We start from the raw sequence: 13,228 nt of genomic DNA, 5'->3' as shown, positions 1-13,228 counted from the left end.
CCATCACCCGCCCGTGGATACTGACGAAGTAGTACCCCTCCCATCCGGGTATCCACTTCCAGGTCTCCGATGTCGGCTCGTGATCCCCCAGACAGAGTTCCGGCGGTCGTGATACTCGGCGCAGTGGTAGCCGTAGACGGTCATCAGTCTGCCTCCGGGGAGGAGGTGATATCTCCGCGATCCTCGACCTCTCCCGTGGCAACGAGGGCCGGAGGAAAATTGCGGAGATAGCGGCCGCCGACATCTTGGATGACCCGGCCGTCGGCGACCAACTGAGTGAGAATTTCAGCGACCTGGTCGCGGTGCTCCGGCGGGACAGACTGTTCAACGGTCTGCAAACTCATGGGGCACTCAGCAGGAAAGCACCCGATAACGATGTCCTCCAGCTCGGTGTCACCCGAGAGTTCCGGCTGAGAGAAGACCCCCGGTTTCGGGGAAGATCCCGGCGCGCCTATATGTGCGGGATCTTGGGATCTTGCCCCGTCGGGATCTTGATTTATACCCGTGACCTTTGAAGATCCCAAGGTCCCGGGATCCCGCGCGTAAGGACCTTCATCACCTTCCGGGATCTTGGATACATACAGGGAGGGTGCAGCCTTCCCCGCTGATTCCAGCTCCCACACCCAACCGGATTCAGACTTGCGGGTGGCGATTCCCCACTTCCCCCGGTTGTTCTGAACCGTCTTCCACGAGTAGCCGGCCTCAGTGACGCCACTCTTGATCGTCGAGGCCGGGGCGACACCGCCTTCATCCTTGAGCAGATCCAGGACGAAGGACTTCACCCCACCCACTCCGTCCCCACCGGAACCGAAGGATGAGTCTCGGAGGACTTCACCCACGGTCCGGTCAGAGTCACCGACCATGACAAAGGTTCCGAACTCTCCGGTCTTTCCCTCGGAGTTGGTGATCGCCTTCCCCTCAATCCGGTACACCCATGCCGCGCCCTCAGCGCCGATCGAGTTCTTTTCCTGGCTCATGACCCGGTCGAGGTCTTCGCTCTCCGGGTCTTTCGCGAAACCGAAGACAGACCGGGCGACTTCGCCGAAAGCGGAAGATCCGTTGATGCCGGCCACTACGTCACCGTTACCGGACTTGTTCAGGTGCATGATCGCAATGACCACGCCGTCAATATCCTCGGCAAGTTTGGACCACGGCCTGACTTTCGCGCGGACCTCGTTGTTCTTGTAGATGTCGGAGCCGTCGCCCATGTACTCCATCAGCGGGTCAACAATGACCAGTTTCGTGCCCATCGCCTTCAGCTGGTCGGTGAGCTCCCGCATGTCCTTCTCCGGGACCAGGGCGACAACCTCGGTCACCCCATCCGGTGCGGTGAAGGTGACGTGCGGTCGGAAGACCTTTTCCATGTCCGCACCGGCGGCGATCAGGCTGGGGATGACGTTGTACTTCAGTGACTCTTCCCCGGCGATGTAGGCGACACCGTGCGGGGTGCCTTCCCAGCAACCGGGGAGAGTACCCCGGCTGACTTGCGCGGCGAAGTAACGACCGGCAGACGATTTACCGGCGGCAGGACGGCCAGCGAAGATAGACAGAGATCCCACGGGAATAGCGCCGTGGGGTTGTCCGTCGAACTCCGGCTCCCATGCCCATGTCGCTACATCCCAGTCCATGCCTGCGAAGGACTCAAGGGTGATTCGACGGCCCGCGGAGTGTTCCGGGGAGGTGAGGTAGTCAGCGTTCATCGGTCCACCTCCATGTCGATCCCGGCGCGCCGGGCGAGGCCGAGCAGTGCGAGGAGGTGGGCTAGGGCGCGGGTGAGTTCGTCGGTGCCGCCATGGGCGGCTGAGATCAGGGACTCCCCCACGGTCGTCAGGGCGCGGCGCAGACGGTAGAGACGAAGTTCAGCGGCGAGGTCGATCACCCAACAGTCGGGCACCGGGTTGACCCCGGCGGTGACGTCGAGGAGGACGGCGCGGACGTCGGGGTGGTCGAGGGTCCCGGCGCGCGTCAGGTCGAGCTGCATGGCAGTCGGGGGCACCGGCTGGTTCCCGTCACGGTCGTTGATCTGTTTCCTCGCGCACCGGGCGACGGCATCAAGGATGAGCCTATGGTGAGGGTGGTGGATGTCGTCCGGCTCCAGGCCGTTGAGGACGGTCAAGACCCGGCGCGCTGGGAGGCCGAGGAGGGCCCGGAGGAATGCGGCTTCCAGCTCCCTGCTGGTAGAATTGGGGGTGAAGGCAGCCCTGTGCTCGATGTTTGCCCCCGTGTTTCCCGGCGCGGGGGTTTTCCTGTCGTTCATGCTCGATCGCCCCCGAACCCGTCGGTTCGAGTGAACATGGCGTCGACGTCCTGGGGCTTGAACCGGAGGTTCCTACCGGCCCGGTAGGCAACCAACTTTCCTTCCGCGACGTAGCGGCGGATGGTACGGGAACCGAGGCCGGTACGTTCTGACACCTGTGCCAGAGTCTCGTAGGCCTGGGAGGTGGTGGTTGGCTGAGTAGCCATGGGGGTGTGTCTCTATCTCCAGCGGTTAAGGCACGCTGGCGCGACCGCCCGGAGTTATTCGAGCAGTGACGCCGCGCCTCCGCGAGTTGGAGCACACGAGCCGGTCGTTGGATCATCCGGCTATTACCACAATCATACACCCATGGCCGCACGGGGCCTATGAGTACACGGCGTTACCTCACGGTCTGGCTACTCCCTGCTGGAGAACACTCAGGCTCACGTGTTGCTGACCAGCGTCCCGTACCTTCACTAGGGCGGGGGCCAACTTCGACGACCGGACCACCCATCCGCCGCCCTTGGCCGGGAACCGCCACCGCACGTCATGACGGCGCGCCGGGTCCGGTTCCTGCCGTACCAACGTCGGGCGTACACCCTTCATCCCTTGGGAACCGAACTCATCCGGGATCACGTACTCCGTGAACCCATCCGGGTAGGGCTGCTCAGGGGTCCCCAGATTCGACGGGTAGAACGCCTCCCCCACCGAGTCGAACGGGCTGTAGGGTAGTCCCTTCCGTACCCGCGCCAACCACATCCCCTGTAGCTCCCCGTCAACGGTATGCAGGTAGAACGTACCCACCGCCTTCCCGTCGTCGTGGTGGACCGTCACCCACCGGTATGTTCCCGGCTCCAGGGCACCCGCGAACCACTTGCCGGATACCTCCCCCTCACCGTCGCGGAGGGTGGCATCGAGGCGGTGGTGTTCACGGCTTACCGCGGCGCGGTACCGTTCATCCCGCGTTCCTAACTCTTGCTGTAGCGGCTCAAAGTACCGGTCTTTCCGCTCAGGTGTGTTCACTGCTCTGTCTTCCCGGTCGTCGCGGCGGGCATGACCGATGCGTTCACTCGATCCATCAACGCCGTGGTGCGCCCGGCGCGAACTTTCATGTACACATCGAGGATCGTCGCCACATCAGCCTGACCCAGTAGTCGGCCAATTTCCTTGAGGTGTGCCCCCTGCTCGGCGAGGCGGGTAATCAACCAGTTCCGTCCACAGTGGGGGTCGATCTCGGTGGTGACCCCGGCGCGGATCTCGGCGCGTTCCAGCACCGACCGGTAGGACGTATCCATGACCAGCCCCCCGGTGCGGGTGGCGGTCAGTAGCGTCATCTTCCGCGGCCCCTGCCACGTCTCCACCGTCGTGGGCGCGCCGGGTACGTGCTCGTCCAGGTGGCTCAGAAACAGGGGCACGTGGTTAGCCATGATTGGTACCTCCCGGTAGCCTGCGTCAGACTTCGGGGGCTGGACGTGCATGAACACACGCCCATCATCGCCCGTGAGCCGTTGGGCGTTCTGCTCCACTGTCACCGTCACCCGCGGCATATAGGGCACGGGAAGCCATTCCACGGCCACGTGACGGCGCTCCAGGGCGATAGCCTCACCGATGCGGAGCCCGTGGAACAGCATGAGGGACGTGAGCACCTTATAGCGCGCCGGGACGGCCTCCAGAATGGCCTGTAGCTCCTCATCCGATGGTAGGTACTTCTCGTTCGTCTTGACCCGTCTACCGGCCTCGGGGACCTCTACAGGGTTGGTGGGTAGCATCTCCCGGCGTACGGCCTCGGCACATCCCGCACGTAAGCGCTTGTAGGCCTGTTGGTTGATCGTATGGGCGTCAGGATAGGCCCGTTGCACTCCGTCCCACCAGCGGTAGACGTCGCCCTTCGTCAACTTCACCAGGGGCAGGGAGGACAGGCGGGTAACGTCCGGTACGTCGTCGCCGGGGGGAAGGGGGGCGGTGATCCGGTTACGGGTGACTCGCCGGTAGTTCTGCATGGTGGAGGCCCGCGGCGGGGTGGGGCGGTGCTCCAGGTTGGTGTGAAACTGCTCCAACCACTCCCCTACGGTGGTCGCGTCCTGTGCGGCCTGTTCCCGTCGCACCGCCGGTGGGGTCCATGTCTCCAGGTCGATGAGGCGTTGTTCTGCCGATAACCACCCTTCGGCGTCTACCTTGGCGGCGAACGTGTTCAGGGCCTTGTGTCGCGCCCCGTCGGGCCCTTGATAGGTCGCCTGGTAGCGGCCCGATGGTAGGCGGCGGATAGCCCCGAACCCGCGCCGGGTGCGCTGCCGTGTCGTTGCCATGGGGTTCTCCTAGGTGCTGGAGCTGCTGCACGCGTGCAATCTACGTGCAATACCTAAGTGTACTCATGGCCCCTTGTGGCACATAGTGGCAATGTCCTATTGTTGGCACTACCAGCACAGATACAACAAAACCCCCGGTCAGTAACGACCAGGGGAAATGCTGTTAGTGGAGCTGCCGGGAATTGAACCCGGGTCCTCCGTTACCTCGCCAGGGCTTCTCCGTGCGCAGTTCGCGCCAGATCTCTACTCGGCCCTCCGGCTCGGACGAACTCGTCCCGGATGATGGGCCCAGTCAGCGGTGGGTGTCCCGTCCGGTCCCGCTGACGCGGCCGGAAGGCAAGCCTCCTTGTCGATGCCAGGGTCCGGATCAGAGGCAAGTCCGGTCTGACAGACACGCGGTCGCTACTTAGGCAGCGAGGGCGTAGTCGCGCTGAGTGTTCTCGGCGCTTATAGGTTTGCTGCGACGCTTACGGTGGTCCTCAGCCTGCACCGGCACGCTTCCCCTGGCTCAATATACGAAGTCGAAACCAAATCAGCCCCGTACTCTGCGGCGGGATTGTGCAATCTGTCCGCAGGATGGTTCATCTTAACGCTTTGCCGCCTGTTCCGTCAACCATTCTGCGAGCACGATTGCGTGGTTGTGTTCACGGTCGGCGGCGCCGTAGAGGAGGGTGACATCGGTGTCAGCCCATCCGACCATCCTCTCCACGTCCGCATTCCCCTCCGCCAGTTCCGCGCGGTACCTGCGGCGGAATTCCTCCCACCGGGCCGGGTCATGGTTGAACCATCGGCGCAACTCCGGGGACGGGGCGGCATCCTTGAGCCACTCGCAGTCCAGGTCTTCCTTGGCCACCCCGCGGGGCCACAGCCGGTCGACCAGCACTGCCCTGCCCTGCGCGGCGGCTTCGCCCCGCCGGACGTCGTGCAGCTTGACCGCCCGGATCAACCCTTGATGCCCTTCACGCGGCGGCCGAGCTCGCGGGTGACCTCGCGTTCCTCGGTGCGGCGTTTGATGTCCTGGCGCTTGTCGTAGTCCTGCTTGCCCTGCGCCAGGCCGAGCTCCAACTTCACGCGGCCGTCCTTGAGATAGAGCTGCAGCGGGATGAGGGTCCGGTTGCCGTCGCGGACCTTGCCCATGATGGAGTCGATCTCCCGGCGGTGCAGCAGGAGCTTGCGGGTGCGCTTCGGCGAGTGGTTCGTCCACGACCCCATGGAGTACTCGGGAATGTGCAGGTTGCGCAGCCACACTTCGCCGCCGTCGACGGTGGCGAAGGCGTCGGCGATGGACACCTTGCCCTCGCGCAGGGACTTGATTTCCGTTCCCACCAGCATGACGCCGCACTCGAACGTCTCCAGGATCTGGAAGTCGTGCCGGGCCCGGCGGTTGGTGGCCAGGACACTGCGGTCCTGTGTCTTCTTCTTCTTGCCCATAGTCCGGTCCATGCTACCCGGCGCGTCACAACAGCAGAAGCAGCAGGATCACCGCGATCATGGGGACGACGGTCCAGACGAGGGGAAGAGCCGGTCGCCGGCGCAGCGCCCCGGCAGTGCGCGGGGTGCTCACCAACGCGGTGGTGGCGGGGACCTGCAGGGCCAGCGCCGCCAGCGCGGGACGTTCGACGATCATGGGCGCGTAGTCGCGGCCAGCCACGTGGTACCGGTCCCTGGTCTCCGGGTGCCCGGTCAGGGCTACCGTCGTCTCGTAGGGTTGCTTTGCGACGAGCGCGGCCAACCTGTCAGCGTCAAACGGCTCGGTCTTTCCGGGGTGGCCGGCGATCAGATCACGGTCGGCGTCGATGAGCAGGACCCGGCGGCCGGTCAGCGCGTGCAGCACCTCGACGTCGGTGCGCAGCTGCGCGTCATCGTCCGTGACTCCGGCCAGTGCGAGGTTCCCGAGATGGCGGCCGAGTTCGCCGACGGTGACGCCGGTGGGGTGCACGAGCACAATCCGCGCGGGTGCGCCGTCGCCCACCTGCGCGGCGGCGTGGACGGCCCGGGCGATCGTGGGGAACGCCCCGATGAGGTGGACCCCTCCCCCGGCCAGGCCCACGGCAGAACCCACCCCGCCGGGGCCGACCGAGAGACCGAGGGACCAGGTCATCTTCAGAAGAAGAAGGACAGTGCGAGTATGACTGCGAGTGCGACCACGATAATCGTCGCGTAACCCGCGACACTCCTGTTCGTGGCCCGGCTCGCGACCTCCACGGGGTCCTGCGCGGGATCGAGGGAAACCAGAGATCCGGTGACGGGGTTCTCCAGCGCCAACCTGGCGACGCCCGGGCGGTCCAGCTCGACCGGACCGAGATCCCGGAAGGCCGCCAGCATCTTGCCGCGGATGTCCCCGTGGCCGACGAGCAGCAGTTGCGCGCCAGTGTCGGCGACGATCTCCCCGGCGCGGCCCGCGTGCAGAGGCTCCCCGCCGGTGCCGGACGGGAGGACCATGGTCTCGTTGTCTGCGTCGACGAGCAGGACCGGGCCGCCGAAGGCGGCGGTGAGCACCTCGACGTCGCTACGCACCTGGACGGTCTCGGCGGGGACCCCCTCGATGATCAGCTCCCCGAGGAACCATCGGAGTTGTTGCGGCTGAATACCGGCTTCGACGACCAGCACGGTCTTTTCCGGACTGGTCGTGGACTCGCCCCCGGCGGAAAATCTCACCGCACGGTCCATCTCCGGGAAGTATCCGGTGGTCTCCGGGACGTCGTTCGCGCCATTTTTCGCGGCCCCGATTCCGGAGGGGGTGACGGCAAGTGCCAGGGTCCAGGTCATTCGTCTACTTTCTCACATAAGTGCGCAGCGCGACCTGCGCCGTGATGGCGGAGAACGTGACTCCGATCACGGCGACGACCGGCGCGACCAGCCAGATGTCGTCGTTTGTCACCGGGGCGATGAGCTGGGATTCGTAGAGGCCACGCAGCGCCTTGTCGATGACGAACTGCTTACCCAGGAAGAGCCCCGCGGTGGCGAGGGCCGCGCCGATGACCGTGGCGATGACCGCCTCCAGCACGAAAGGTGCCTGCGTAAACCAGCGGGAGGCACCGACCATGCGCATGATGGAGATCTCGTCCCGCCGCGAGAACGCCGCAATCTGCACCATGTTCGCGATGAGGAAGACCGCGGCGACGGCCTGCACTGCGGCGACGAGGAAGGTGGCGTTACGCACGGCGTCGAGGTTCTCGGTGGCTCCGCGGAGATCGTCGACCTGGTCGACGACGGTGTCCACCTGCGGCAACTCACGCACCGGTTCCAGCGGGGACTGGTCCAGCGGGTCGCTCAACCGCACGTGCAGGGCGGCCGGCAGCGCATCGGGCGAGGTTTCGGCGACCAATTGCGGGTCGCTGTCCTGGAAGACCTCGACGAAGCGTTCATAGGACTGCTCACGCGAGCGGTAGGTGACGGAGTCGACCCCCTCGGCGCCGTCGAGAAGCTCGCGCACCTCGAGGCAGGCCGCCGAGGAGCAGTCGGCGTCGTTCGCCGAGATCTCCTCGTCGAGCTGGATCATCACCTCGACGCGGTCGAGGTAGATGTCCTTGGTGTCCTCGGTCATCTGGGTCACCAGGAATCCCGTGGCGAGCAGAGCCAGGGAGATGGCGGTGGTGATGACCAGGGCGACGGTCATGGTGAAGTTGCGGCCCAGGCCGCGGAAAGCCTCGCGGAGGACGAATCCGGTGTTCATCAGTGTGTGCTCCTTCTTCCTCGTCGGCTAACGGGATTCGCCGTAGACGCCGTGCGCGTCATCGCGGACGAGCCTGCCCAGGTTGAGCTCGATGACGCGCCTGCGCATGTCGTCGACCGCCCGGGAGTTGTGAGTGGACATGACCACCGTCGTGCCACCGCGGTTGATCTGGCTGAGCAGGGACATGATGTCGTCGGAGGTCTCGGGGTCGAGGTTGCCGGTGGGCTCGTCGGCGAGCAGGAGAAGCGGACGGTTGATCACCGCCCGAGCCACGGCGACGCGCTGCTGCTCGCCGCCGGAGAGTTCGTTGGGCATGCGGTCCGCCTTCGACGCCAGACCGACCATCTCCAGCGCCTCCGGCACGGCCTTCTCGATCTGATGGCGCTTCTTCCCGATCACCTCCAGCGCGAAAGCCACGTTGTCGTGGACATTCAGCTTGGGCAGGAGACGGAAATCCTGGAACACGTAGCCGATCCGCTGCCGCAACTGGCTGATCTGCCCCCCACGGAGCTGGTTGACATGGAAATCGGAGAAACGGATGTCGCCGGAGGTGACATTCTCTTCCCGGATGAGCAGCTGGAGGAACGTGGATTTTCCTGACCCGGACGGTCCGATGAGGAACACGAACTCGCCCTTGTCGATATGGAGCGAGACGTTGTCCAGGGCCGGGCGCGTCGAGGTCCGGTAGACCTTGGTCACGGAATCAAAGGTGATCACCCGTCACACTGTAGCCAACCGGACGGGACGGATGGCCCCTCCCGGCAAGGCCCCAGGCAGGTGCCACGAATGTGCCATGATTTTGCCGGGCGGCGCTACTGCGCCTGCGCCTCCGCCATGCGCCAACGGATACCGGCCTCCAGGAAACCGTCGATCTCGCCGTCGAGCACCTTCGACGGGTCGTTGACCTCGTAGTTGGTGCGCAGGTCCTTGACCATCTGGTACGGGTGCAGCACGTAGGAACGCATCTGGTTGCCCCAGGACGCCTGGCCGCCGGCGCCGAGCGCATCCATCTCGGCGCGCTCCTCCTGGCGTTTCTTCTCCAGCAGTTTGGCCTGCAGAACGCGCATGGCGGAGGCCTTGTTCTGGATCTGGGACTTCTCGTTCTGGCACGTGACCACGATGCCCGTCGGGATGTGGGTGAGGCGCACCGCCGAGTCGGTGGTGTTCACGGACTGGCCGCCCGGGCCGGAGGAACGGTAGACGTCCACGCGGACGTCGTTGTCCGGGATATCGATGGAGTCGACCTTCTCCACCACCGGCAGGACCTCCACCTCGGCGAAGGAGGTCTGGCGGCGGCCCTGGTTGTCGAAGGGGCTGATGCGCACCAGGCGGTGGGCTCCCTGCTCCACCGAGAGCTGCCCGTACATGTACTCGCCGTGCACCACGAAGGTCGCCGACTTGATGCCGGCTTCCTCCGCGTAGGAGATGTCGTACACGTCGACCTTGTGGCCGTTCTTCTCCGCCCAGCGGGTGTACATGCGCATGAGCATCTCCGCCCAGTCGGCGGCGTCGACGCCGCCCGCGCCGGAACGGATGTTGATCACGGCCTCGCGCTGGTCGTACGCCCCCGAGAGCATGGTGGTGACCTCGAGGGCCTCGATCTGCTCGCTGAGGTCGGCAAGCTCCTCGTCGACGACCTCGTCGCCGTCGCCCTCCTCCTCGGAAAGCTCGTACATGATCGGCAGATCGTTCAGCCGCTGCCGGAGATCCTCGATCTTGCGCAGCTTGCCCTGCACAGCGGAGAGCTCGGAGGTGACCTGCTGGGCATGGTCCGGGTCGTCCCACAACCCCGGATCCGAGGCCTGCTGCTCGAGCTCACGGACACGCGCGGACATCTCCTCCGGGTCCATCACCTTCTCGATCGTGGTGAGGGTGGAGTCCAGGTCTTCAAGTGCAGCAGAGATTTCCGGTCGCATAACCCGACAGTCTACTTGCCTCCCGCGCACGCCCCGGCCTCCCCGCCCGCTTTCGCGCCGTGACCCACCGGCGAGTACGCCCCTCGTCCGGAAGCCGGCACCCGGCCGGTGCACAATAGGCCCATGACCAATCAGCATCCCGCCGCAAGCCTCGAAGAGATGATCGCCGCGATCACGAAGACCTTCGCCATCGCCCACGACCAGGATTCGGACGAGCACCTCGCTCAGGCACTCGTGTACAACGCCGGCCGCCTGGCCTGGCGGATGCGCGAGCAGGGGGTGTCCACCAACCTCAAGAGCTCGGTCTCCGACGTGGTGACCGAGGCGGACCATGCGGCCGAGGAGTTCATCGCCGGTGCACTCCGGCTACTGCGTCCCGAGGACGGGATCGTCGGCGAAGAGGGCACCGACCAGCCCTCGACCTCCGGCCGCACCTGGGTGGTCGACCCGGTCGACGGCACCTACAACTTCACCGCGGGTTCGGACTACTGGTGCTCCGCCCTGGCGCTGGCCGAAGGAGACCCCGCCGACCCGTCCCGCCTGATCCTCGGTGCCGTGCACCGCCCGGCCATGGGCTACACCTGGTTCGGCGGCCCGGAGATCCCGACGACGCGGGACGGCCGGGGCGTCGGGAAGCTCCCGCAGACGGACGCGAACCAGCTCTGCCTGGCCACCTACCTGCACCCCACTTCGCTGGGGCAGCCGGAGCGCCGGGACGCCTGGATCCGTGTGGTCAACGAGTTCGCGACGCTGCGGATGCTCGGCGCCGGTTCCGTCGACCTGGCTTCCGTCGCGGACGGATCAATGGGTGTGTGGATGCAGCATTCCGTCGCCGACTGGGACTGGCTGCCTGGAAAAGCCCTGGTCGAAGGTGCTGGCGGGGTGGGCGTGAAGGTTGAGGCCGGCGGGGTCACGTGGTGTGTGGCGGGCAACGCTCGCGCAGTGGACCAGGCCGCCGCCGCGCTGGCTAGTATGTGAGCATGAGCACGTACGCCGATGACCTTGCCCTCGCCCTCGAACTCGCGGATATCGCGGACGCCCTGACCATCGAGCGCTTCGAGGCCACCGACCTCAACGTCACCTCGAAGCCTGACATGACGCCCGTCTCCGACGCTGATCTCACCTGCGAGGAGGCCCTGCGCGCGAAGCTCGCCGAGGCCCGCCCCTCCGACGCCATCCTGGGCGAGGAGTTCGGCGGTGAAGCCACCCCCGAGGGACGCCAGTGGGTCATCGACCCGATCGACGGCACCAAGAACTTCGTCCGCGGCGTGCCCGTGTGGGCGACCCTGATCTCCCTGCTCGTCGACGGGCACCCCGTCGTGGGCGTCATCTCCGCCCCGGCGCTGGCACGCCGCTGGCACGCCGCCGAGGAGTCCGGCGCGTGGCGCACCTTCAACGGCGGTTCCCCGAAGAAGCTCGGCGTCTCCGGCGTCTCCTCGCTTGCCGACGCCTCCCTGGCCTTCTCCTCCCTCGAGGGTTGGGCTGCACGCGACCTGCGCGAGAACTTCATCGCCCTGTCCGACGCCACCTGGCGCCTGCGCGGCTACGGAGACTTCTTCTCCTACTGCCTGGTGGCGGAGGGCGCGGTGGACATCGCCGCCGAGCCCGAGGTTTCCCTCTGGGACCTGGCCGCGCTGTCCATCCTGGTCTCCGAAGCCGGCGGCCGCTTCACCTCGCTCGCCGGCGAGGACGGCCCGCACGGCGGAGACGCGGTGGCCACCAACGGCCTGCTGCACGACGAAACCCTCGCCGCGTTGCGCGGCGAGGGCTGAAGAAACCGTAATTCGAGCCCGACGCTAGTCGGCCAGTCGGAAGCCGGCGCCGACGCCCCCGCGGGCGTCGACGTCCGCGAGGACTGAGTCCATGGTCTGCGAGGCGGTCGGCATGAACAGCTGCCCCTGCAGGGGCGTCTGGCAGGAGAGACGCTGGTCCGGGAGGACGCCGCCGGAGACCATGCCGACCAGGCGGTCACCTGCCAGCACCGGTGCGCCAGAGTCGCCGACCATCGCGCACAGCTGGGAAATCTGCACCTGGTCGTCGGCCGCCCACACATTTCCGCAGGTGTGGCCGGTGGCCACCCCCTGCTTGCAGAGGATGTCGCCCGGGGCGACCGGTCCCCCGACGCTGTTGACGGTCACGCCGTTGTAGGTGCGGGAGATCTGAGCGTCCGCCCCCAGCTCGATGACCGAGTAGTCGTGCAGCTGGTTGCTCGCCACCACCGTGCCGGTGGGGCCCACCTGCCAGGAGTCTGCGGACCAGACCTCGTCGCCCGGCTGACCGCAGTGACCGGCGGTGATACCGACCTTCCGGCCCTGCGCATCCGTGCCCGCCGCGCCGAGCGTGCACATCATGTTCTCGCCCAGGTAGATCGGCGTGCCCGGACCGTACAACGACGCGTCCTGGTTCTGCACCACCATCGACTCCTCCGGGATCCGCGGTGCGTCGAACCAGGAACCCGGCACCCGGTGCAGGATCCACTCCTCAAGGGGCTTGCCCGCCATCACCTTGGACACCGGGTCATTCATCCAGCGGTAGTTGGGGTCCAGCGGAACGGCCTCCTCCTGGACGAACCGCTCGCGGATGTCGTCGGTGATCTCCACGGGTGTCTCCGACGGCACATCCGCCGGGTCGGCGTACTCGGCACGGGTCGTCCCGGCGGGAGTCTCCGACGCACCTTCGTCGATTACGGTCTGGCGCAGCCGTGTGTTCGGCACATGCGCGACAATCGCGTTATCCACCGCGTCGGTCAGGGCCGTGTCCGGCGCAGGGGTCTGCACGCCAAACTTAGCCAGCTGGCCGCGGATGTGGTTCACCACGTCGGCGGAGACAACCTCCACCTGGTTCACCGGCACCTCCGCCGCAACCTCCGAGGAGGCGCCCGCCACCGGCGCGGCGGGGACGGCCGGGGCCTGGGCGCCGGCGAAAGCGGGCGCCGCCAGCATCACCGCACCCGTCGCCATGGTCGCGGTCAGGATGCTTCTAACGCGGGAGTGCCGTCGCATGTGAGGTGGTGCCCCTTCTGGTGATGCTCAAACGAATACCCAGACATCATGTCACGCCCGCTCCGGGTCGGCAGGTGCACATGAATGTCGTG

The 13,228-nt window shown here is 66.2% G+C and carries 15 protein-coding genes and 1 other RNA gene; 2 read left to right on the top strand and 14 right to left on the bottom strand.

From position 1 onward, the window contains the following. Positions 1–143: 143 nt before the first annotated feature. From B840_RS12825 to prfB, 13 genes are all read right to left on the bottom strand, one after another. Complete coding sequence (locus B840_RS12825) at positions 144–1,628, bottom strand: AAA family ATPase (protein ID WP_156971821.1); 1,485 nt, start codon at positions 1,626–1,628, stop codon at positions 144–146. A gap of 68 nt (positions 1,629–1,696) precedes the next feature. Beyond that, positions 1,697–2,116 (bottom strand): hypothetical protein, encoded by a 420-nt coding sequence (locus tag B840_RS02970; protein WP_156971820.1) that lies wholly within the window; start codon positions 2,114–2,116, stop codon positions 1,697–1,699. 137 nt (positions 2,117–2,253) lie between these two features. Continuing rightward, a complete protein-coding gene (locus B840_RS02965; RefSeq protein WP_042620897.1) occupies positions 2,254–2,463 on the bottom strand; it encodes a helix-turn-helix domain-containing protein in 210 nt (69 codons plus the stop codon). 178 nt (positions 2,464–2,641) lie between these two features. Continuing rightward, positions 2,642–3,259, bottom strand: coding sequence for a hypothetical protein (locus B840_RS02960; RefSeq protein ID WP_042620896.1), 618 nt, complete (start codon positions 3,257–3,259; stop codon positions 2,642–2,644). After that, positions 3,256–4,542, bottom strand: a complete 1,287-nt coding sequence (locus tag B840_RS02955; RefSeq protein ID WP_042620895.1) for a tyrosine-type recombinase/integrase — start codon at positions 4,540–4,542, stop codon at positions 3,256–3,258. The genes B840_RS02960 and B840_RS02955 overlap by 4 nt, the downstream gene beginning before the upstream one ends. Before the next feature lie 164 nt (positions 4,543–4,706). After that, positions 4,707–5,082: a transfer-messenger RNA gene (gene ssrA, locus B840_RS13020) on the bottom strand. 46 nt (positions 5,083–5,128) lie between these two features. Then, entirely contained in the window at positions 5,129–5,488 is a 360-nt protein-coding gene (locus B840_RS02950) for a DUF488 domain-containing protein (protein ID WP_042620894.1), read from the bottom strand. After that, positions 5,485–5,973, bottom strand: a complete 489-nt coding sequence (gene smpB, locus B840_RS02945; protein ID WP_042620893.1) for an SsrA-binding protein SmpB — start codon at positions 5,971–5,973, stop codon at positions 5,485–5,487. The genes B840_RS02950 and smpB overlap by 4 nt, the downstream gene beginning before the upstream one ends. 25 nt (positions 5,974–5,998) lie before the next feature. Beyond that, positions 5,999–6,643 (bottom strand): hypothetical protein, encoded by a 645-nt coding sequence (locus tag B840_RS02940; protein WP_042620892.1) that lies wholly within the window; start codon positions 6,641–6,643, stop codon positions 5,999–6,001. 2 nt (positions 6,644–6,645) lie between these two features. Next, on the bottom strand, positions 6,646–7,311 hold the full coding sequence (locus B840_RS02935) for a hypothetical protein (protein ID WP_042620891.1): 666 nt from the start codon (positions 7,309–7,311) through the stop codon (positions 6,646–6,648). A gap of 4 nt (positions 7,312–7,315) precedes the next feature. Further along, positions 7,316–8,218 (bottom strand): permease-like cell division protein FtsX, encoded by a 903-nt coding sequence (ftsX, locus tag B840_RS02930; RefSeq protein ID WP_042620890.1) that lies wholly within the window; start codon positions 8,216–8,218, stop codon positions 7,316–7,318. A 27-nt stretch (positions 8,219–8,245) separates the two neighbouring features. After that, positions 8,246–8,935 carry a cell division ATP-binding protein FtsE gene (gene ftsE, locus B840_RS02925; RefSeq protein ID WP_042620889.1) on the bottom strand — a complete coding sequence of 230 codons (690 nt, stop codon included), beginning with the start codon at positions 8,933–8,935 and terminating at the stop codon, positions 8,246–8,248. Positions 8,936–9,030: 95 nt separating this feature from the next. Further along, the gene (gene prfB / locus B840_RS02920; protein WP_042620888.1) at positions 9,031–10,134 is read right to left on the bottom strand and encodes a peptide chain release factor 2; all 1,104 of its coding nucleotides are present in this window, start codon (positions 10,132–10,134) and stop codon (positions 9,031–9,033) included. A gap of 123 nt (positions 10,135–10,257) precedes the next feature. On the opposite strand from prfB, the gene B840_RS02915 reads away from it, so the two are divergent. Then, the gene (locus B840_RS02915; RefSeq protein ID WP_042620887.1) at positions 10,258–11,112 is read left to right on the top strand and encodes an inositol monophosphatase family protein; all 855 of its coding nucleotides are present in this window, start codon (positions 10,258–10,260) and stop codon (positions 11,110–11,112) included. 2 nt (positions 11,113–11,114) lie between these two features. Continuing rightward, complete coding sequence (gene hisN / locus B840_RS02910; RefSeq protein ID WP_042620886.1) at positions 11,115–11,906, top strand: histidinol-phosphatase; 792 nt, start codon at positions 11,115–11,117, stop codon at positions 11,904–11,906. A gap of 24 nt (positions 11,907–11,930) precedes the next feature. Here the strand turns inward: hisN and B840_RS02905 are convergent, their stop codons facing one another. Then, a complete protein-coding gene (locus B840_RS02905; protein ID WP_084602735.1) occupies positions 11,931–13,136 on the bottom strand; it encodes a S1 family peptidase in 1,206 nt (401 codons plus the stop codon). Between the last annotated feature and the right edge of the window lie 92 nt (positions 13,137–13,228).

Origin of the sequence: Corynebacterium marinum DSM 44953 (assembly GCF_000835165.1) — a bacterium.
Taxonomy (GTDB): Bacteria; Actinomycetota; Actinomycetes; order Mycobacteriales; family Mycobacteriaceae; genus Corynebacterium; species Corynebacterium marinum.
This window is presented reverse-complemented; position numbering and strand designations above follow the sequence as displayed.

Bases quoted from the DNA above. Each gene is read 5' to 3' on its own strand.
- B840_RS12825 (WP_156971821.1), bottom strand. From the start codon at position 1,628: ATGGACTGGGATGTAGCGACATGGGCATGGGAGCCGGAGTTCGACGGA.
- B840_RS02955 (WP_042620895.1), bottom strand. From the start codon at position 4,542: ATGGCAACGACACGGCAGCGCACCCGGCGCGGGTTCGGGGCTATCCGC.
- B840_RS02915 (WP_042620887.1), top strand. From the start codon at position 10,258: ATGACCAATCAGCATCCCGCCGCAAGCCTCGAAGAGATGATCGCCGCG.
- B840_RS02935 (WP_042620891.1), bottom strand. From the start codon at position 7,311: ATGACCTGGACCCTGGCACTTGCCGTCACCCCCTCCGGAATCGGGGCC.
- B840_RS02940 (WP_042620892.1), bottom strand. From the start codon at position 6,643: ATGACCTGGTCCCTCGGTCTCTCGGTCGGCCCCGGCGGGGTGGGTTCT.
- B840_RS02905 (WP_084602735.1), bottom strand. From the start codon at position 13,136: ATGCGACGGCACTCCCGCGTTAGAAGCATCCTGACCGCGACCATGGCG.
- ftsX (WP_042620890.1), bottom strand. From the start codon at position 8,218: ATGAACACCGGATTCGTCCTCCGCGAGGCTTTCCGCGGCCTGGGCCGC.
- B840_RS02965 (WP_042620897.1), bottom strand. From the start codon at position 2,463: ATGGCTACTCAGCCAACCACCACCTCCCAGGCCTACGAGACTCTGGCA.
- prfB (WP_042620888.1), bottom strand. From the start codon at position 10,134: ATGCGACCGGAAATCTCTGCTGCACTTGAAGACCTGGACTCCACCCTC.
- smpB (WP_042620893.1), bottom strand. From the start codon at position 5,973: ATGGGCAAGAAGAAGAAGACACAGGACCGCAGTGTCCTGGCCACCAAC.
- hisN (WP_042620886.1), top strand. From the start codon at position 11,115: ATGAGCACGTACGCCGATGACCTTGCCCTCGCCCTCGAACTCGCGGAT.